Below are 19,934 nucleotides of genomic sequence, written 5' to 3' on the forward strand. Positions count from 1 at the left end.
GATATTGAAAATGAGAATTTTAAATACGAGATTTAAACGTTTATTGAGATTAAGAGATTTTGAATTCTTTCAAGTAGAATGAAACGATGATGAGAGATGTGCTTTTTTATTATACGTTGATGAAAGATTTCCAGATTCTGAAGAAGGTAACAATATTAATGTTTTTTTGATTTCTCACTTTGAGCTACCTGATTCATCATATCAAGCTGTGCTACGTTTTAATGATGACCTATTGGGTATGAAACATAATTGTTCATATGTAATGGACACTTTAACTGTTACAGAGGAATTTAATTTCGATTTCCCATTTGATATGCCAGCTATTCGTGAATATGTTCAAGAGTTATTTTCCGCTTTAAAAATTGACAAAAAACTTCCTGAATTTGAAAAAACGGATTTCAATTATTTATCTCAAGAATAGTAAAGGATTAGCATGTATAACCAGTAATTTTGGATATGGTGTACAAAGTATTGTATATGCATTAAGAAAGTGTTGTTTGATTTGCACAGAGAAACATTAAAATTCATACTAACTTTATTTGCAGTTTATGCTACATCCAAGTTTCAAATGAAATTGGTCCTGCTAACGATTGGTTTCTAAAAAGACTTATTCAGTTTTTAATTTGTATAGTTGTTTTTTTGGTTATTACTTTTATATTCCCCCCAAAAAAGAATAAGTGAATTTCATTTTGGAAAAAAAGAGCTCTCATTGAGCTTTTTTTTAAGTTGTGTACTTCTGGTAAGTCTATATGCTATTCTACTCTGCATTGATGCCATGACTATTAGAATAACCATTTCTTCATTCAGATGACGGAATGAAAAAAGAGTAGACCTTTCAGTCCACTCTTAAATAAATTTTATTTCTCTCGTTCTATATATTCTTCTTTTGTTGTTTATTGCCCATAAAATTTAACCTCTAATACTTTGCCATTAGTTGTATTCCCTTTAAAAAAAGAGGAGCTACATCCTTACATGTTATGAGAACGAGCCTATATGGCTACATACTGATTCGGTGTTTTTGTTCAGTATCTATCTCGGGCTGTATCTCCTTTGTTAGATGATGACCCTCTATATCTACATTCGGAATGATTTTGTCTAACCATTTTGGTAAATACCAAGCTGCATTCCCCATCAACTTCATGATACTTGGAATGAGTGTCATTCTTACAATAAATGCGTCAAACAATACACCAAAGGAAAGAGCTAATCCATTTGCTTTGATAGAAGCTTCACCAGCAAAGATAAATCCTGCAAAAACAAATATCATGATTAGCCCGGCTGCGGTGACAACAGGTCCACTGTGTTTTAATCCAGCTTGAATCGCTTGTACTGGATTCTTTGTTTTCACATATTCTTCACGCATTTTGCTTACAAGGAATACCTGATAATCCATTGCTAAGCCAAAAAGAATACCAATCGTTAAAATAGGCAGAAACGCGAGAATCGGCCCTTTTTCAGGTATATTGAACAAGTCAATAAGATTTCCATCCTGTAACACAAATACACAAACCCCAAGAGTTGCTGTCATTGTTAATATGAAACCTGCTACAGCAACAAGAGGTACTAGCAGCGAACGGAATACGATTGTCAGCAAGATAAACGCAAAACCAACAATGAGTACAGCAAATACTGGTATTGCATCATTAAGACGATCTGAAATATCTATATTCACTGCCGTCGATCCAGTGACGAGCAAATCTACTCCGTTTTGATCTGCTAAACTGCGTACATCTTGTACCAAATCCTTAGTAGCTTTATCGTTTGGACCTGTTGTAGGAACAACCGTAATAATAGCAAAATCGCCTTTTGCATTAGGCATTGCAGGAGTAACACTTGCTACATGGTCTAAATCCTTAATTTCTTTTACTGCATCTGCGAATGCTTCAGATTTATTTTCTGTTACACTTGTGGCATCCGCCACTATCGTTAATTGGCCATTAAATCCTTCTCCAAAACCTTCGGCAAGCAAGTCATAAGCCCGGCGCTCGGGACTATCCTTAGCTTTCATTCCTGCATCAGGTAAACCTAGCTCCAAATGCATAGATGGAATACTAATGACTAGCAAGATGAGAATACTAAATACACTTAAAAGAATAGGGTTCTTTGTGACAAAGCGTCCCCAGAAATTTGTTTCAGCGCTTTGTATTTCTTTTTTCTTGTTTGCTTTCGGAATCATGCGTTTCCCTGCTATTGATAAAACGGCAGGCACTAATGTAATTGAAGCTAATACAGCCATGAGCACACTGAGCCCTGCTGTTAGCCCCATTGCGGACATAAAAGGAATATGAACTACAGTCAATCCGCAAAGTGCGACAATAACTGTGAGTCCGGCAAAAACGACAGCACTTCCAGCTGTTCCCGCAGCTCTCGCAATTGATTCATTTTTTTGTATACCTTCACCTAAAAACTGGCGGTGTTTCGAAAAAATAAACAAGGCATAATCAATACCAACTGCAAGGCCGATCATTCCGGCTAATGAAAGACTGACGGAGGCAATATCAAACACTTGTGTTCCAATCAAAGTCAGCCCAATGCTTACGCCTAAACCAATAAGTGCAGTTAAAATCGGTAAGCCTGCTATTAATAAAGAGCCAAATGTAATAGCTAGAACAACAAAAGCCAAGACAATACCGACTATTTCTGATACACCGCCAATCTCCATCTCGGCTCCTGGTATATCTCCGCTTAACTCCGTTTGTAATCCTTCATCATCAGCAATGGATAAACTATCTTTCACATGTTTTATAGAGTAATCTTTTATATCATCTGCTGATGATTTGTATTTGATATCAGCATAAGCCACTGTCCCATCTTTTGCGATCGTTCCTGCATGAAAAGGACTTGCAATCGAATCAATGGAATCGTCTTTATTCATTTCCTTTAGTGTATTCTCTATTGCTTCTTTTGCTGATTTGGCAGTAAGTTTCTCCCCATCCTTAGCACCGAATATGATCCGTATGCTCCCTTTATCAGGACCATGAGGAAATTCTTTATTGATCACCTTCATTGCTTTTTCCGAAGGCGTGTCAGGTATTGACATATTCTCAGAAAAACTGGGTTTTAATATGCCGGCTGCCCCTATCGTTGTAATCAACACAACGATCCACGCACATATTACTTTAATGCGATGGCGAGCGACCCATCCGCCTAATTTATATAACATTCTTGACATCATAATCTCCTTTCAATACATTGCTTGATAACATTCTTCCTAATTGTAGTTCATAAGGAAATGAAAAAAACGTACATTCGGGCATGTACGTTTGGGCAACTTTTAAATAACCTTGTGTTATATATCTAAAGTTAAAATACCTCTCTGCATGGCAATCGCGACTGCTTCTGTTCTAGAATCCGCTCCCAATTTATTATAAATGGACGTGAGTCTTGACTTCACGGTTCTTTCTGAGATTCCTAAATCAAAGGCTATCGCTTTGCTTTTGAATCCTTTTGCAATTGCCTTTAGAACAACGATTTCCTTTTCCGTTAACTGAGTATCGCTGCTTGGTTTCTTCATTCTTTCCAATTGAATTTCTTGAAAACGTTTAAGAATGTCAGGCTGCAGCAGCACTTCTCCTCTTACTGCTGCATCCATTGTATGAAATAGGGTTTCTGAGCTCGTATCCTTCAACAGATATCCTTTTGCTCCTAATTCAATCCCCTCAATCATCAAGTGATCCTCATTATAAGTAGTCAAAATAATAATGGGTATGCTGTGTTTTTCTTTTATGTGTTTAATCGCTTCTAACCCACTCATTTCTGGCATGTATAAATCCATAAGAATGATATCTGGCTTTAATTCATCTGTAAGATAAACCGCCTTTTTTCCATTTTCCGCCTCTCCGATTATTATGTAGTTATCATTCGTCTCAATTAACAGCTTGAGACCTTCTCTCACAACCAGATGGTCATCAACGATTAAAACCTTATTCATCTTCAATCTCTCCCTGATTTGACAAGATTATCTCGATTTGTGTACCTACTGATTTTTCACTCGTTATATTGAATTGGCCTTTCATTGCTCTGACGCGTTCTTGTATACCAAGAAGTCCATAATGTCCTCTCTTTTTCCTGCCTTTTTCAACATCAAAGCCTTTTCCATTGTCTCTGACGGTTAAATGGAGGTTTCCTTTCTCATCCCAAACTGATACCCATATCGTTTCTGCTTCAGCATGTTTTGCTGCATTTGTAAGGCATTCTCCTATGATGTAATAACAATTTTCAGCAGTGCGAACATCAGGCAATTGAGTTAATCTGTAGTCTAAAAAACAAGACAGACCTGTTGCATCTTTAAAATGATCCATTTGTAAGGTAATTCTTTCTTTTAAAGAATCGATTTCTTCTGATTTGCTGCGAAGATTGTCAATAGCTGAACGTGCATCAGCTAATGTGCTTTTCACTCTATTCATAGATTGTTGAATGATTTCTTTTGCTCTATCTGTGTTACCTTTCGATATATGAACATTAATAGCATCCAGCTGCATATTTAAACTAACCAATCCTTGTGCAAGGGTATCATGTAAATCCCGGGCCATGCGCTGTCTTTCGTTTTGCAGCGTCAGCTGTTCGACTTGTTGATGGGCAAGCTCCAGCCTTTCAAGAGTCAGCTGCGCTTTTATTTTTTCATCAACTTGGGTAAATAATGTAGCGGCATAAGTAATAATCACGATCATAATAGGTACGGCAATGACAAGAAAATGCAAATATTCACCTTTGTGAATCTGATGTGTTGCATTGATTGACAGCAGAAGCAGTAAATACAGTATGAGGAAAGTCCTTCTTCTGTCTGCTATTCCTGCAATCTGTCCAATCAAAAATGCATAAAGGCCAATAATGATCAGCACTAAGAAGCCAGTCATGATATTAGCCAGTGTAAAAGTGATCAAACCTTGCAGCACAAAATATAGAATGACCCTTTTCTTAACCCAGCGATATGAATGCCAATGCAACAAAGCAAAAATGGCGGTCAATACTGTAAACACATGAAGCAATAAAATGGACCAGCTCCCAATAATAAATTGCAGCACGATAGAGGCTATATATATCATGAGAATAAAAGCTAAGCCTGGCACTCTGAGAGCAAGCATATTTAATGCCCGCCTATTTCGTGAAAAGTAGTTTTTATCAAAAGGCTTTCTTCGAAACATATTGCTTCACTTCCTTTCCTTTGACAGTATAATCACAAAGGATCCACAATAAAAATAGGAACAATCCAGTCATATTTGTCATCTTATCATAAGAGCCGGCAGGCATTTCATTTATCGGCCAGCACGGCAAGAAGAAAACGCAAGATGAACAAAAGTTTAAAAATGCCCCAACGTACATAAGGATATGCCCTTATGTACGTTTTCTATATTCAATTTTAAAATTAAAATATATGGAGAGTTACTTTCATATGGGAGGATTGCAATTTATTGAAACCAATTGATCTCATCATTATATACTTACAAAGAAAAGGAATCAGGGCTGAAAAAACATTTAAAAATCGGACCCCTCATACATTAAAATCCTCAAAGAAGTAAAGCAGAAGGGCTCTGCAAAATGCCCCCTTAAAGAATAAAGAAAACCTATAGAGAAAAGAGGAACAAGGTATGTATTGGTTTTTTGGTGTTTTATTGTACCTTCTCATCGGTACTTGTATATTCATAGGAGTCATCAAAGACACTCAATCAGGTTCTTGGTTACTACTTGCATTAGCAGCTCCACTCATCATCTTTGGCTATCCTTACTTTTGTTCAAAGCAGCTTCTTTCCAAAAGATAAAGATATATATTGATTACGGAGTTCTTGAAAATAATGATAAATAACATTTCAAACTCAAACTCAATATTTACCTTCAAGACACAGACAAGACATATCATGCTGCGAACCATTGCCCCTGAAACGATATAAATAGCTAAGTCCTGACACGTACCGGTGCCATGTTCGTTTAGAATAACCAAAACCAGTAATTTGCAGTCCGCACTTTAGAACGATTTTCATTGATTTCCCTTGGGAAGAGAAAGCATTTGAAAAAGCGAAACGTGAAAACAAGCCGGTTCTCGTCAGCATCGGTTATTCGACTTGTCATTAGGGCCACGTTCGCTAAAGTAACCATCTGTATTCACCTCAAATCAAATAAAGAATAGATATATCAACTCAATCTTGATTATGGCCGTCTATATAAGGAAAAACTTTACCTTTGGGGTTACTGCATCATATATAATGTGGATGTACATAAACAGTTACTAAACACGCTTTAATAACAGAGAGGTTGTTAGGATGAAGGAATTTTTCTCTATTGGAGAAGTATCTAAGTTATTCAATGTAAACATACCTACTCTTAGGTATTATGATGAAATTGGTCTCTTAAAACCAGAATTTACAGACGAACATAATAACTACAGATATTATTCTACACAACAATTTGAAAGATTGAGTACAATCAAGTACCTGAGGACATTAGGTTTGCCAATAAGTAAACTACTTGATTTTTATGATTCTCTTGAGGTAGATACTCTGATTCACTTGCTGAAAGACCAGCAAACTGAAATTGACCGAAAAAAGAGGGAATTGGCACGTATTGAGAGAAAGATCTCTCGTCGCATTAAACAAATGGAAGACGCAGTTAATATGCCGCTAGAAGAAATTTCAAAAATGAAACTTCCTGAACTGCGTGTGGCGTATTTACAACATGAATATATTCTTGGTCAAGATATTGAGTATCCGGTAACAGAATTGAGAACTAAGTTTAAAGTCCACAAAGATCTATTTTTAGGAAAAGTAGGATTATCCATTTCAGCAACAAATATAAAATCAAATCAGTTTGACCGATATTCCAGTATATTTATGGTTCTGGAAGATGAAGATGAAATAACTTCGCCTGAAATCACTTTCCCCTCAAGAGAATATCTGCAAATTAGATTTAAAGGGTCACATTCAGAAGCAGCAAAATACTACGAAATGTTACTTACATATATGAAAAAGCATCATTATGAATTGGCTGTCGACTCAATCGAAATAACGCTGATTGATTATGGGGTAACTAATAATCCAGACAATTATGTGACTGAAATACTTTTGCCAATCAAATAAACTTAACTAATGGCTGTTACATACACTTGACCCTCAAGTTACTTGAGGGTTTATTTTTTTGAAAGGAACTATTATTGGAGGAGATAGCCTATGTTTGGAACAATTTTTAACACAGTTATGATCATTGCAGGAAGTTTAATTGGAGGTATATTCAAAAAAGGCATGAAAGATCAGTACCAAGAAATACTTATGCAGGCAATGGGATTCGCCGCAGTTGGACTAGGGATCAACGCCTTTACACAGCATTTGCCTTCTAGTAAATACCCAATTCTTTTTATTGTCAGTTTAGCTATTGGGGGATTGATTGGTCAGAGCATAAATCTAGAACTAAGATTTAACAATTTAGTCAACAAGTTCTCCAAAAGCAATTTAGCCGAAGGTTTATCAACTGCAATCTTATTATATTGTATAGGTTCGTTGTCAATATTAGGCCCTGTTAACGCTGCTCTGCATGAAGATTATACTTATCTCCTAACAAACGGTATATTAGATGGGATCACTTCCATTGTTCTCGCTTCCACATTTGGTTTTGGAATAGCAGCATCTGCGGTTGTAGTATTTACCTGGCAAGGCTCAATATATTTATTTGCAAAATTAATGGAAAGCGCATTAAATACAGACCTTATTAATGAAATTACAATTGTCGGCGGTGTATTAATCCTTAGTTCAGGGTTAAGTATTCTGGGAATTAAAAAATTTAAAACTTTGAACCTCCTGCCATCACTGTTGATTCCGCCTATTGTCATTTTAATTATTCATGTGTTTGGATTACCATTTTAAATCCTTAATCTACAATTAACCTGCAAAACTGTGCACGGAATGTCGGGTAGAAACATTTCACCCCTGCTATTCTTTTGTTAAAGGAGGTCAAATAAATGGATTTGCTTAAAAGGTTGAATAGAGCATTAACGTATATTGAAGAAAACCTCACTAATGATATTGATTTTAAAGAAGTAGCAAAGCTTGCATTCTGCTCTGAATATCATTTTAAAAGGATGTTTTCCTTCCTTTCTGGTATTTCATTATCCGAATATATTCGTCGCAGACGTCTTACTCTTGCAGCTTTTGAGCTTAAAGACAGCAATGTAAAAATTATTGACATTGCAATAAAGTACGGGTATAACTCACCAGATTCTTTTGCACGAGCATTCCAAAATTTGCATGGCATAAAACCATCCAAAGCCAGACTTAATGGCCATTCACTTAAAGCTTATCCACGTATAACCTTCCAGTTATCAATCAAAGGAGGAAGTGAAATGAACTATCGCATTGAAGAAAAAGAAGCATTTCGCATCGTTGGCATTAAAAAAAGAGTTCCTCTTATTTTCAAAGGGGTTAATCCGGAAATTGCATCCATGTGGGAAAGTTTAGATGAAGAAGCAATAAATACACTTAAAAAGCTTTCTAATGTAGCGCCTTTGGGACTCATTAGTGCTTCCACGAACTTTTCTGAAGGCCGAACAGAAGAGAAAGGAGAGCTTGATCACTATATTGGCGCAGCCACAACGAAACAGTGCCCAAATAACCTCTCACGGCTTGAAGTTCCTGCCTCAACATGGGCTGTATTCGAAGCAATCGGACCATTTCCGGATACACTGCAAGAAATATGGGGACGCATTTATTCTGAATGGTTTCCATCGTCAAATTATGAACAAATAGAAGGTCCAGAAATATTGTGGAACGAGCATAAAGATATAACGTCACCTTCTTTTAAAAGTGAAATTTGGATACCGATCTTAAAAAAAGAATAAGTTTTACGATAAATAAAGAGGTATTGAAGGTTCTTTATGAAAGCAAACAATTAAAGTAATCGCACACATGATGAGTAACTATAAGGATTTTTCAAATGATATATACAGAAAATAAAAAACATACCAATATTCTATCTGGTATGTTTTTTTATAATGCAACGTCTGCTTTTCATTCTGCAATTAAGAGAACAAATCTTTATATCATTCAGGATTTTTGCATATTTCTATTGATGGACTATACCATATAATGCACTTTAAAATTTTTAAAGTTGAAAATTTGTACTTTAGTAGTCCCTTTTGTTTCCCTTCTTCACATATCCCAATCATGTTCTACATTTTTCCTGACTCTGTAGAGAGAAGGTAATCCCATGCCAAATATCAATAAACCCAATAGATTAATCGCTGAGTAATCACCGTATTTGCTTCAACACGCCCACAACCCAGTAGACTGGTACCCGTGGGGAGAAGAAGCCTTCGAAAAAAGCAAAACGTGAAAATAAGCCGGTTCTCGTTGCATCGGCTATTCGACATGTCATTGGTGCCATGTCTATTAGAATAACCGAAAGTAATCTATGCCACCATGGTGAATATAACCCCTATTGACAATCTTTTTCCATCACATGTTTACTCCATATTATTGGTCATCACTTTCAAAATCATATATTTTCAATTTACTATTATCGATAAACCCTTAATTTATATTTATCCTATAAAAATACTGTAAAAACCAAAATTTAAAGTTAAATTAAGAATTATATAGGTAAAATTGCATTGATTAATCCATGATCAGTATGTTATACATATATAGGAGTTAAATTTTGGAGGGATTAGTTTGAAAGATTTTTTTCTAAAAAATTGGAAACTAGGAGTTGCAACAACTTGTGCTGTTACGATATCATTGGGAGTTGTAACACCTTTTGCCAGTGCTTTAACTACAGACAAACTAGAGCTAAATAATCAAAGTTTTGAAGTTAAAGGGACTGTTTTTTCTCAAATGAAAAATGACACAAGTACAGGCTTAGAGGAAAACTCTGATGATCAAAACACTCAAGATAATAATGATGCTTCTGATGCAAGTATGTCAAAAGCAGAGATGGATAAGATCATTCAAGAAGTTGCTAACGAATTTGTTGGTGATGCATTGAAAAATGATGATGAATATCTCAATCCAGTTGATAACACTTCTAATTCATATACTGAATCAAAAAACGATATACATACTTCAACAGTAGGCTTTAGTGATATATCATCACCAATTACTAATACTATTCATCTTAGTACTACAAGTACAAATTCAATTGTATTGAATCCAAATGCTAAAGTAAGTTCAGGTGACATAAAGGTTGAAAAGGTAGGCTATATTTCTGTAGGAAGAAAGCTAATAAAAATATTCGGGAAGTCATATGTAAAGAAAAAGTTGCCTAACGCTATTTACAAAAAGTTCCCTAGTGCATTAAAACGTAAAGTTTCACGTGCTAAATGGGAAGGTATTTGGAATACTTACATTCTAATGGGACCATTAGATGAAGTTCATGATCGTGTTACAGATTATCTAGATAAATATGTCTGGCATTCAGTAGCTAGTACCTGTGGTTATATTGCACAAGGTGTTGTATACGCAATTATTTAAAGAAAGTGTTGATTGATATGAACAAAGAAACATTTAAATATATACTAATTTTATTTGCTATCTTTGCTGCCATCCAAGTTACAAACGAGATTGACTTTACTAACTATTGGGTTATAAATAGACTTATTCAGTTTGTAATTTGTATAATTGTTTTTTTGATTATGACTTATATATTTCCAGAAAAAAAGAAGAAGTAATCCAAGAAAGAATAGAGCTCTCTTTGTTTGAGCTCTATTCTTTTTATTGTTGAATAATAGGCTACCTTAATATTCATTGGTAGCATGCCTGATAAAAAATAATAAATTGAAAGTTATCGGGGGATTTTTAGTGAGTAATGTAATATTTATACCTCGTTTAATTAAAGAAGGTAAAATGACGCTAGAGAAATGGATTGAGTTAATGAATTCTGATAAAGGAGACAGAATATTTCCAAATAATTGTTTCCCCTCTGATGATTATTTAAACCAATACATAAATAAAATTGATCAATATAGTATTCAAGAATTTAAGAACTTACTCAGAATGCTACTTGTTCATTCAGGGAACTACGGAATAGATGAGTATAATGCAATGGTTTGTGATGAGAAAAAAATGAAAGAATACCCAAATGAGTTTTATCGTCGCTTTTATGAAACTGGCTATGCTTATGAAGGAATAACATGGATACTAGATTTGTTATTACATTTTTCACCTAAAACAGCCCTTGAAGTTATAGAAGCTTATCAAAAAGCGCATTTTATGACATTACCAGATATGGCCATGAATGGACTTTATGATGCACAAGTATTAATCAGAGCCAGATATCTTCAAAATGATTATAGTGTTGACACTTTATTAAGCCTTAGTCCTCGTGAATTCGAGTATTTAATTGCTAAGCTATACAAATCTTTAGGATATAATGTACAACTTACTCCACCTTCTAATGATGGGGGGAAGGATGTTGTTGCTGAAAATCAAGAGATTGGTAGAAAGGAAAGACTATTTATTGAATGTAAAAGATACAAAAAGAATGTAGGTGTAGAAAAGGCAAGAGCTTTAGTGGGGTCTATAACACATGTAAAAGCAACAAAAGGCGTTTTGATTGGTGCTAAGGGTTTTACTAGGGCGACTATAAATTTTGCAAAGGAAAATCCAAGTGTGGAATTAATAGGAGGACAAGAATTACTTCATTTCCTTGATGAAAACTTAGGAAAGAATTGGTTTGACCTTATACCTAAATATATAAAAGAGTTAAAAGAAGATGGTAATAATCATTAAATAATAAGAAAATTAAGATTTAAAAAACGAGTTAAGAAATATAATGATGATTGATTAATTTAAGAGAAAGAAGGTGATCTCCTGCCCACTAACAATAAACTCAATAAATTAATCGCTGAGAAGTCTCCATATTTACTCCAACACGCTCACAACCCCGTAGACTGGTATCCGTGGGGGAAAGAAGCCTTCGAAAAAGCAAAACGAGAAAACAAGCCGGTTCTGGTTAGCATCGGTCATCCGACGACTTGTCATTGGTGCCATGTTCGTTAGAATAACCAAACTAGTAATCTTGTAGTCCGCACTTCACGAAATATCCCCATTAGTGAAAAATTGTTTACTCTTTATTGATCCTCTCCTCACGTCATCTTTTAAACTAATATTTAAGTTTACAAAGAAAGGTGATTTTTATGAAGAAACCCACAAAAAAAGAAATTTTATTAGTGCAGATGATGTTAGGAATTTCTTTAGCTCTAGGTGTATTACCTCCACTAGTTATGTTTTTTTCGCAACGAAAGAAGAACATCTTTTATCGTGAAGCAAGCAGAAAAGCACTTTATTTCGACATCTTCTAAAAGAGATTCAATTTCCGACTTCTTTTTTTGGGCTTCTTCAATCATATTTTTCTTTATGGTGGTATACCATGAATTCAATTTAGATATTAAAATTTCATAAGGAATCCTTTCTTTTTTTATAGATGTATGATCCAAGAAAATCTCACCCCGCGGATTTACAAAATTATTCGAATATTTACATTAATTGTATTATGTCAGATCAAAAAGCCATTTACAATTCTTAATATAAAAAGGTACATTTTAGCTACACTTTGGCTAAATAATTGCATTTTTTTGCGGCGATAGCAATACTTTCGAGACTTGACAGTTGAATTTAAACACAGTCTTCAAGACATAAAGAAAGGGATACCTAATAGTTATCCCTTTCTTGCATTTTAAATAGTTTCCACGCATTTTCTGCATCTCTTCTAGCAATTTTCCCAGCTCTTCCGGCTTCAAAATAAAAGTTATTCTTGTTTATTTTTTCAAATCCACAATCAATGCATTTCCACTTATACGAACCTAATATTTTTTTATATTCTTCCAGCTCAGTCCTACATTTTGGACACATTGCAGGAGTATCTGCATAAAGTGATCTTTGTATAACAAAGCCTTTATGATCTCTATCTCCTTTAATACGCCATATTACCTCTTTATAAGATAATGGACCAATCGTTTCTCCACCAAACCTAAACATATCAGAATTTGAAGCCCTATTATTTTTTCTAAGTAGTAAGATTTTATAAACAAAACTTGCAACAAACCATACTAAAAGCAATCCAAAAATACAATCAATAAGTGGATTATGAAGAAGTTTAAACCAATCACCTGTTGAGAATTTAGAAATAAATGCAAACACTATAGGGCTAGCTATGTTAAAAACAATAGAGATTACAAATTTATTTAATAACCCCAAAAGTAAACTTAACAAAAATTTTTTCATTTTTCCCTCCTATGGCATAATTAAACATTATACTATATTTTTGAATTTCTTTTATCCATAAACAGTCAGTTATGTATTTGATTATGATTACTGTGGTAACCTGAATATAACCAATTTAGAAAGAAGGTGATCCCATGCCAAACAAAAGTAAACCCAATAGATTAATCGCTGAGAAGTCTCCTTATTTACTTCAACATGCTCATAACCCTGTGGACTGGTTCCCTTGGGGAGAGGAAGCATTTGAAAAAGCGAAACGCGAAAACAAGCCTGTTCTCGTATCTATTGGGTATAGCTAACCTTGGCTAATCTAAAGAACATGCCATTGGTGCCACGTCATGGCTCATGAAAGCTTCGAGGATGAGGAAATTGCGCGTCTCCTCAATGAACGGTTTGTGGCGATTAAAGTGGACCGGGAAGAGCGCCCTGATATTGATTCTGTTTATATGAGAATCTGCCAACTGATGACCGGACAGGGCGGCTGGCCGCTGAATGTGTTTATCACGCCTGATCAGAAGCCATTTTACGCGGGTACATATTTTCCGAAGACGAGTAAATATAATCGTCCGGGCTTTGTTGACGTGCTTGAGCATCTTTCAGAAACGTTTGCGAACGATCGTGAGCATGTCGAGGATATTGCAGAAAACGCCGCTAAACATTTACAGACAAAAACAGCGGCTAAAACAAGTGAGGGGTTGAGCGAATCAGCGATCCATCGGACATTCCAGCAGCTTGCCAACGGTTTCGATACAATCTACGGCGGCTTCGGACAGGCGCCGAAATTTCCTATGCCTCATATGCTCATGTATTTGCTCCGTTATTATCACAAGACGGGGCAGGAAAACGCTTTGTACAACGTCACGAAAACACTGGACAGCATGGCAAATGGAGGCATCTATGACCATATCGGCTATGGGTTTGCCCGCTATTCGACCGATGATGAGTGGCTCGTCCCTCACTTTGAAAAAATGCTGTATGACAATGCGCTCCTGCTGACAGCCTATACTGAAGCTTATCAAATTACGCAAAACAGCCGTTACAAAGAGATTTGTGAGCAGATCATTACGTTTATTCAACGGGAAATGACCCATGAAGACGGGAGCTTTTTCTCTGCTTTAGACGCGGATACAGAAGGCGAAGAAGGAAAGTACTACGTGTGGTCAAAAGAAGAGATCTTGAAGACGCTCGGAGAGGATCTCGGCACGCTGTATTGCAATGTGTATGACATCACAGAAAAAGGAAACTTTGAGGGCAAAAACATTCCCAACCTCATTCATACCAAGCGGGAACAAATCAAAGCGGATAGCGGCTTAACCGAAGAAGAGCTCAGCCGCAAGATTGAAGATGCAAGATTGAAGCTGTTAGAGACGCGTGAAGAAAGAACATATCCGCATGTTGATGATAAGGTGCTGACGTCATGGAACGCACTAATGATTGCGGGTCTCGCTAAAGCGGCAAAGGTATTCCAGGAACCACAATACCTCACCTTGGCTGAAGACGCTATCACCTTTATTGAAAACAATGTAATCATTGACGGCCGGGTGATGGTTCGGTATCGTGACGGCGAAGTGAAAAACAAAGGATTTATCGACGATTATGCCTTTCTCTTATGGGCTTATCTCGATCTCTATGAAGCCTCGTTTGATCTATCATATTTAGAAAAAGCGAAGAAGCTGTCAGACGATATGATCGATTTGTTTTGGGACGAGGAGCATGGAGGGTTCTACTTTACCGGACACGACGCAGAAGCGTTAATTGTCAGAGAAAAAGAAGTGTACGATGGCGCCGTGCCTTCAGGAAACAGCGTGGCAGCCGTTCAGCTTCTGCGCCTCGGACAAGTCACAGGCAATTTGTCGCTGATTGAAAAAACCGAAACGATGTTTTCCGTGTTCAAGCCTGAAATCGAGGCATATCCGAGCGGCCACTCTTTCTTTATGCAAAGTGTGTTAAAACATATGACGCCTAAAAAGGAAATTGTGATTTTGGGGCGCCCGGACGATCCAGACAGAAAACAAATCACAAGCGCGCTTCAACAGGCCTTTATTCCAAACGATTCCATCCTGGTGGCAGAGCATCCCGACCAGTGCAAAGACATTGCGCCATTCGCGGCTGACTATCGCATCATAGACGATCAAACAACCGTGTATATTTGTGAAAATTTCGCCTGCCAGCAGCCGACAACAGACATCGAAGAAGCCTTACAAACATTAAAAAGCAGCAGGGATTAAACGCCTTGCTGCTTTCTTTTTGATCTCTTATGGTATTGTACAACGATAAACGCAAAGAAAAGATTAACGACAACCGTAAAGAAAGTCTCCCACATCGGATTTCCCCGTGTGATGGCAAATAATGAAGGAATATCTCCATATACACTGTTTTTTTCAGTAATAAAAAGACATAAAAACATATTATTCGCGGCATGCACACCAAGTGAAATTTCAAGGCTGCCTGTTTTGACCGTGTAATACGTTAAAAGAATCCCAATTGTTACATACTCAATGCCTGCCCAAAAAGCGCCATTACTCATTTCAGGATTGCCAAAGTGTACAACCCCAAATAGACCGCCGACAATCAGCGTCAACACAAAAGGGTTCTTTATTACTTTTCCAAAAGCCTGCAATAAAAATCCCCTAAAAAACAGTTCTTCCGCAGAAGTCTGGAGCGGCACCAATAACAGAGTTGCCACAAGCAGCCAGAGAAAACGTGAGGCGTCAAAATCCTGAAAAGTGTATTTCGCCGGATGAATCGCATAATCAATCCCCTGAACCACAGCCATCAGCAAGAAATAAGCGAGAAAGCCAAAGAAAATGCTGCGCCAGTTGATTTTTGCATGCGGTGTAATGACTGACCGAAACGGGCGTTTCAGGATAAATCGAACAGCCAGCCAAACCCCAGGAATCGCAAATACATAAACGATATGAGCTAAAAACAGATCAGCCAAAGAATCGGTTAACATACCTGTATCCACATCAAACGCGATATTCGGACTTAAAAGTGCAGTCAATAACATCATAAATACATAAACAATGCTTCCAAAAAAGAATAAGCCAACCATCACCAAAAAGGAGAAAAAATATCTCCACAATGTATTGTTTCCTTCTAGAGGACGGATAAATGAATTCATTCCTTCTATGACTCTTCCTTTCAATGAGAATATTACTATATATTTGCATAATTTGGTCTATTAATCTACTGTTTTGGAAATCTTTTAAACGAAATTAAGGCGAAAAGTGTGAATTTAGTTCTTTCATCTAGTGATTTGAACTCTGTCCCCAATGAATCATGATACTTATAATAATGCCAAGAGGGGAATGTTCAGTCTTTCTCCCGCTATTAAAAAAGGGGGTTTTTTATGAATACGGGCGTCAAACAGAAACATACATATCCTTTTTCAAACGCGGCAAACCGTTTAGACCGCCTCCCGATTTCACGTGTCCACTTCCAAGTATTAACCGCTCTCGGCATTGTTTACTTCTTTGATCTTGCGGATTTATTTACTCTCAGCAATGTAGCGCCGGCACTGATCGAGCATTGGGGCATCCAGCTTTCAACCATTGCCAATGTAACGGCTGCTTCGTTTTTAGGCATGTTTTTGGGAGCATCACTTGGGGGACGGCTTTCAGATCGAATCGGCCGAAAAAAAGCCTTGAACCTATTTGTCTTCATTTTCTCAATCGCATCGTTATGCAATGCCGCGGCATGGGACATCCCATCCTTAATGGCGTTTCGTTTCCTCACTGGGTTTGGCGTCGCAGCTGCCATGATCATCACCAATAGCTATTTAGCAGAATTTTTCCCGTCCAGTGTTCGCGGAAAATATATTTCTTTCTGTGCCATGATCGGCTTGATCGGCGTTCCGATCACCAATATCGTATCAGCCTTTGTCATTCCGCTCGGCTCATGGGGATGGAGACTTGTCTTTGTGTGGGGCGCTGTTGGTCTTATATATTTTTTCTTTATTCGGCGGCTGGAGGAATCACCCCGCTGGCATGAAAATCGCGGTGAATATGAAAAAGCCGATGCCATCCTGAAAAGGATTGAAGCAAGCGTTGAAAAAGAAAAAGGCCCGCTTCCTGCTCCGGCGCCGCAAACCTCAAGCGGACAAGTTCAACATGCGGGTTACGCGGGATTATTAAAGGGGAGAAACCTTAAAATAACCATTGTGTTATCCGCGGTATGGATTTTTGAAACCTTTGGATTCTACGGCTTTGCCTCCTGGGTTCCCAGCCTGCTGAAAAGCAACGGGGTCACGATGGAAAATACATTATGGTATAACGTATTGCACTCGGTCGGCGCTCCGCTCGGCGCATTGCTGGGTTCAATGATTTCTGAAAAATTTCAGAGAAAGTGGATATTGGCCGCCAGTGCGTTTCTGACTGCCATCGCAGGTCTTTTATATGGCATGACCTTCATTCCAATCATGATTATCGTGTTTGGTTTCATCGTCAATATTACGGAACGGGTTTTCACATCCAACTTATATGCGTATACATCTGAGCCTTTCCCAACAGAATATCGCTCGTCAGGCAGCGGTTTAGCTTATGGGCTCGGGCGCTTTTCGAACATCTTCGGATCATTGCTCGTCGGTTTTATCGCAGTTCAGCTCGGCTATGTCAGCGTCTTTTTCTTTATAGGCGGCTGCTGGCTCGCATGCTCCATTTTGTTAATCTGCTTCGGTCCCAATACGAATGCCAAGCAGATATAAAAAGTCAGTGCGGCGTTAACCGCACTGATTTCAATTCAAATCCTTCAGCTTTCTCGCAGGGTTTCCCCCTACAACCGTATTCGCAGGCACATCCTTTGTCACTACGGAACCCGAAGCAATCACCGCATTATCGCCGATCGTCACTCCCGGGTTTATCACTGCCCGGCCGCCAATCCAAACATTATCTCCTATTGTAACAGGCTTACCGAACTCCTTCCCCGACTTCCTTTCAAGCGGGTCGAGAGGGTGACCTGCCGTGTAGATATGCACCCCTGGAGCAATCAAACAATCACGCCCTATACGAACTTCACAAACATCAAGAATGACACAGTCAAAATTAACAAATGTACGATCCCCCATATGAATGTGATAGCCGTAATCACAGCGGAATGTCGGCAAAATGGTGACTTGATCACCGATCGAACCCAGCAGATTTTTCAAAAGTTCCGTTCGCACTGACTCATCTTCTGGTGATTCGTTATATTGTTTAATCAGATTTCTCGCATGTTTACGCTCTAGTGATAATTCTCGGTCTTCCGAATTGTATAATTCTCCGGCTGCCATTTTTTCTTTTTCTGTCAGCATTCAAGTCACTCCAAGATTTTAAATAGTAATCTCTATTAGATTTCCTTCCTCATCTTCAATTACGCTTTCATAGTAGCCGTCCCCCGTCGTCCTTGGGCCGCTAACTACAGCGAATCCGTCCTGCTTTAACCTTTCTGTCAGTTCATCAACATTCTCTTTGCTTCCAGTGGAAAAAGCGATATGCGCCCAGCCTGTCATCGTTTGTGACGGCTGATCAGTCACATCTCCTTTTTTCATGATTTCCAGCCTAGCTCCGGAATCAAACGTCATAAAATACGACTTAAAATCTTTCTTCTCATTATGATAAAGAGAATTGGCTTTGCCATGAAAGTACGTTTCATAAAAAGCCTTCATTCGCTCTAAATCACTGACCCAGATGGCCGTGTGCTCAATACGCATTTCTTCCTCCTCCTTTGTCTTTCAATGAAGTTATAAGGTATGAAATGCATTTCAGTTCAAGCTTTTTTCATGAATTGGTGCAGAATTTTTATATCTTTGGGACGCTCCTGCAAAAATAACGAAAATGCTGCGGTGCCCAGCTGCTCAAGATTCAGATCAAGCGATGGGAAACAGAGGGCACGGCTGATAGAAGAATTTCCTTCTCCAATGATCTCAACATCCCAGTCTTTCTTTTTGGCAAATACATAAATTCCCGCTGCCACTTCATCACTGTTTGCATAAATAGCTGTTGGAGCCCGGCCGCTTGTATAGAAATACGCACCCGCCTGCTCTCCGTCGTCCATATGATTACAGCCGGTCAGCATATGGCGGTCCTCCAGGCTTCCATAGACGGCCTGATAAGCCGCTGCTTTATCCGCTGTACTCGGGCTCTTGTCAGCGCTTCGCACGCTTGTAAAAGCGATATGTTCATGTCCGCGGTTCTTTAGATATCGAAAGCTTTCTATGTAGGCTGCTTTTCTGTCATTGTAAGCACAAGGAATATCCATGTCTCCAGTATCCTCACAAGCGATAATCGGTCCATATTCTTGATAGGCTATCATACTGTCCCAATGATTGGCTCGTGATGTAATAATAAGGCCATCTACTTTTTTCATTCTTAACAGCTCTACATATTTGATTTCAATGTCGGGGTTATAGTTGGTAGGGAGAAGGGTTGTTGCATATTCATGTCTAAATGCCGCCTTTGTGATGCCGTTTACGATTTTATCAAAGCAAGGGTGATCGCTGTAAGGCAGGATTACACCGATCGTTTGAGTCTTGCCGCGAATAAGATCGATCGCAGTTCGATTCGGTGTGTAGTCTAATTCCTCCATGACTTGACGCACCAGCTTCCTTTTTTCTTCAGACACATACGGATGATGATTCAGTACACGTGACACAGTCGAAACAGATACATTCGCCAATCTCGCAATCTCTTTTATGTTTGCCATCTCTTTCTCCTTTTTCATCATAAAAAAAGCAGTAAGTATCAATCCTTACTGCTA

At 37.9% G+C, this 19,934-nt stretch carries 16 protein-coding genes and 5 pseudogenes; 12 read left to right on the forward strand and 9 right to left on the reverse strand.

Annotated elements, in window-relative coordinates; genetic code table 11:
* Positions 1-10 precede the first annotated feature (10 nt).
* A pseudogene (locus tag P3L57_RS20680) lies at positions 11-421 on the forward strand (hypothetical protein).
* Between the two features lie 576 nt (positions 422-997).
* Here the strand turns inward: P3L57_RS20680 and P3L57_RS20425 are convergent.
* The 3 genes from P3L57_RS20425 to ydfH form a co-directional block, all read right to left on the reverse strand.
* Complete coding sequence (locus P3L57_RS20425; protein WP_069486647.1) at positions 998-3,172, reverse strand: MMPL family transporter; 2,175 nt, start codon at positions 3,170-3,172, stop codon at positions 998-1,000.
* A 117-nt stretch (positions 3,173-3,289) separates the two neighbouring features.
* Entirely contained in the window at positions 3,290-3,931 is a 642-nt protein-coding gene (gene ydfI, locus P3L57_RS20430; RefSeq protein WP_044160239.1) for a two-component system response regulator YdfI, read from the reverse strand.
* On the reverse strand, positions 3,924-5,144 hold the full coding sequence (ydfH, locus tag P3L57_RS20435) for a two-component system sensor histidine kinase YdfH (protein ID WP_069486646.1): 1,221 nt from the start codon (positions 5,142-5,144) through the stop codon (positions 3,924-3,926). The genes ydfI and ydfH overlap by 8 nt, the downstream gene beginning before the upstream one ends.
* Before the next feature lie 444 nt (positions 5,145-5,588).
* Between ydfH and P3L57_RS20440 the strand changes: the two genes are divergently transcribed.
* From P3L57_RS20440 to P3L57_RS20480, 9 genes and pseudogenes are all read left to right on the forward strand, one after another.
* Positions 5,589-5,759, forward strand: coding sequence for a hypothetical protein (locus P3L57_RS20440; RefSeq protein ID WP_081720807.1), 171 nt, complete (start codon positions 5,589-5,591; stop codon positions 5,757-5,759).
* Positions 5,760-5,982: 223 nt separating this feature from the next.
* A pseudogene (locus P3L57_RS20445) lies at positions 5,983-6,066 on the forward strand (DUF255 domain-containing protein); the annotation flags it as partial.
* Between the two features lie 191 nt (positions 6,067-6,257).
* Positions 6,258-7,070 (forward strand): MerR family transcriptional regulator, encoded by an 813-nt coding sequence (locus tag P3L57_RS20450; protein WP_277617469.1) that lies wholly within the window; start codon positions 6,258-6,260, stop codon positions 7,068-7,070.
* A 90-nt stretch (positions 7,071-7,160) separates the two neighbouring features.
* Positions 7,161-7,850: a DUF554 domain-containing protein gene (locus P3L57_RS20455; RefSeq protein WP_059292123.1), complete on the forward strand. Its 690-nt coding sequence runs from the start codon at positions 7,161-7,163 to the stop codon at positions 7,848-7,850.
* Positions 7,851-7,945: 95 nt separating this feature from the next.
* Entirely contained in the window at positions 7,946-8,821 is an 876-nt protein-coding gene (locus P3L57_RS20460; RefSeq protein ID WP_069486644.1) for an AraC family transcriptional regulator, read from the forward strand.
* Between the two features lie 419 nt (positions 8,822-9,240).
* Positions 9,241-9,369 (forward strand): annotated as a pseudogene (locus P3L57_RS20815) (DUF255 domain-containing protein); the annotation flags it as partial.
* Between the two features lie 284 nt (positions 9,370-9,653).
* Positions 9,654-10,451 carry a hypothetical protein gene (locus tag P3L57_RS20470; protein WP_069486643.1) on the forward strand — a complete coding sequence of 266 codons (798 nt, stop codon included), beginning with the start codon at positions 9,654-9,656 and terminating at the stop codon, positions 10,449-10,451.
* A 327-nt stretch (positions 10,452-10,778) separates the two neighbouring features.
* Complete coding sequence (locus tag P3L57_RS20475; RefSeq protein ID WP_069486641.1) at positions 10,779-11,708, forward strand: restriction endonuclease; 930 nt, start codon at positions 10,779-10,781, stop codon at positions 11,706-11,708.
* A gap of 81 nt (positions 11,709-11,789) precedes the next feature.
* Positions 11,790-11,972, forward strand: a pseudogene (locus P3L57_RS20480) (DUF255 domain-containing protein); the annotation flags it as partial.
* Between the two features lie 224 nt (positions 11,973-12,196).
* Here the strand turns inward: P3L57_RS20480 and P3L57_RS20485 are convergent.
* Entirely contained in the window at positions 12,197-12,415 is a 219-nt protein-coding gene (locus P3L57_RS20485) for a response regulator aspartate phosphatase (RefSeq protein ID WP_069486640.1), read from the reverse strand.
* A gap of 214 nt (positions 12,416-12,629) precedes the next feature.
* Positions 12,630-13,202: a hypothetical protein gene (locus P3L57_RS20490; RefSeq protein WP_069486639.1), complete on the reverse strand. Its 573-nt coding sequence runs from the start codon at positions 13,200-13,202 to the stop codon at positions 12,630-12,632.
* A 134-nt stretch (positions 13,203-13,336) separates the two neighbouring features.
* Between P3L57_RS20490 and P3L57_RS20495 the strand changes: the two are divergent.
* A pseudogene (locus P3L57_RS20495) lies at positions 13,337-15,427 on the forward strand (thioredoxin domain-containing protein).
* On the opposite strand, the gene P3L57_RS20500 reads toward P3L57_RS20495, so the two are convergent.
* Complete coding sequence (locus P3L57_RS20500) at positions 15,424-16,323, reverse strand: CPBP family intramembrane glutamic endopeptidase (RefSeq protein WP_059335342.1); 900 nt, start codon at positions 16,321-16,323, stop codon at positions 15,424-15,426. The pseudogene P3L57_RS20495 and the gene P3L57_RS20500 overlap by 4 nt on opposite strands.
* A 228-nt stretch (positions 16,324-16,551) precedes the next feature.
* Between P3L57_RS20500 and P3L57_RS20505 the strand changes: the two genes are divergently transcribed.
* Positions 16,552-17,904: an MFS transporter gene (locus P3L57_RS20505; protein ID WP_059335343.1), complete on the forward strand. Its 1,353-nt coding sequence runs from the start codon at positions 16,552-16,554 to the stop codon at positions 17,902-17,904.
* A gap of 30 nt (positions 17,905-17,934) precedes the next feature.
* Here P3L57_RS20505 and P3L57_RS20510 read toward each other — a convergent pair whose 3' ends face one another.
* Genes P3L57_RS20510 through P3L57_RS20520 form a run of 3 tightly spaced genes read right to left on the reverse strand, consistent with a single transcriptional unit; the run spans position 17,935 to position 19,880 of the window.
* Positions 17,935-18,489, reverse strand: coding sequence for a maltose acetyltransferase domain-containing protein (locus tag P3L57_RS20510; protein ID WP_059335344.1), 555 nt, complete (start codon positions 18,487-18,489; stop codon positions 17,935-17,937).
* A gap of 18 nt (positions 18,490-18,507) precedes the next feature.
* Positions 18,508-18,888 (reverse strand): VOC family protein, encoded by a 381-nt coding sequence (locus P3L57_RS20515; RefSeq protein WP_059335345.1) that lies wholly within the window; start codon positions 18,886-18,888, stop codon positions 18,508-18,510.
* A 56-nt stretch (positions 18,889-18,944) separates the two neighbouring features.
* Positions 18,945-19,880: a transcriptional regulator CcpB gene (locus P3L57_RS20520; protein ID WP_059335346.1), complete on the reverse strand. Its 936-nt coding sequence runs from the start codon at positions 19,878-19,880 to the stop codon at positions 18,945-18,947.
* Positions 19,881-19,934: the final 54 nt, after the last annotated feature.

Source organism: Bacillus sp. B28 (assembly GCF_029536185.1).
In the GTDB taxonomy this organism is placed as follows: Bacteria; Bacillota; Bacilli; order Bacillales; family Bacillaceae; genus Bacillus; species Bacillus halotolerans.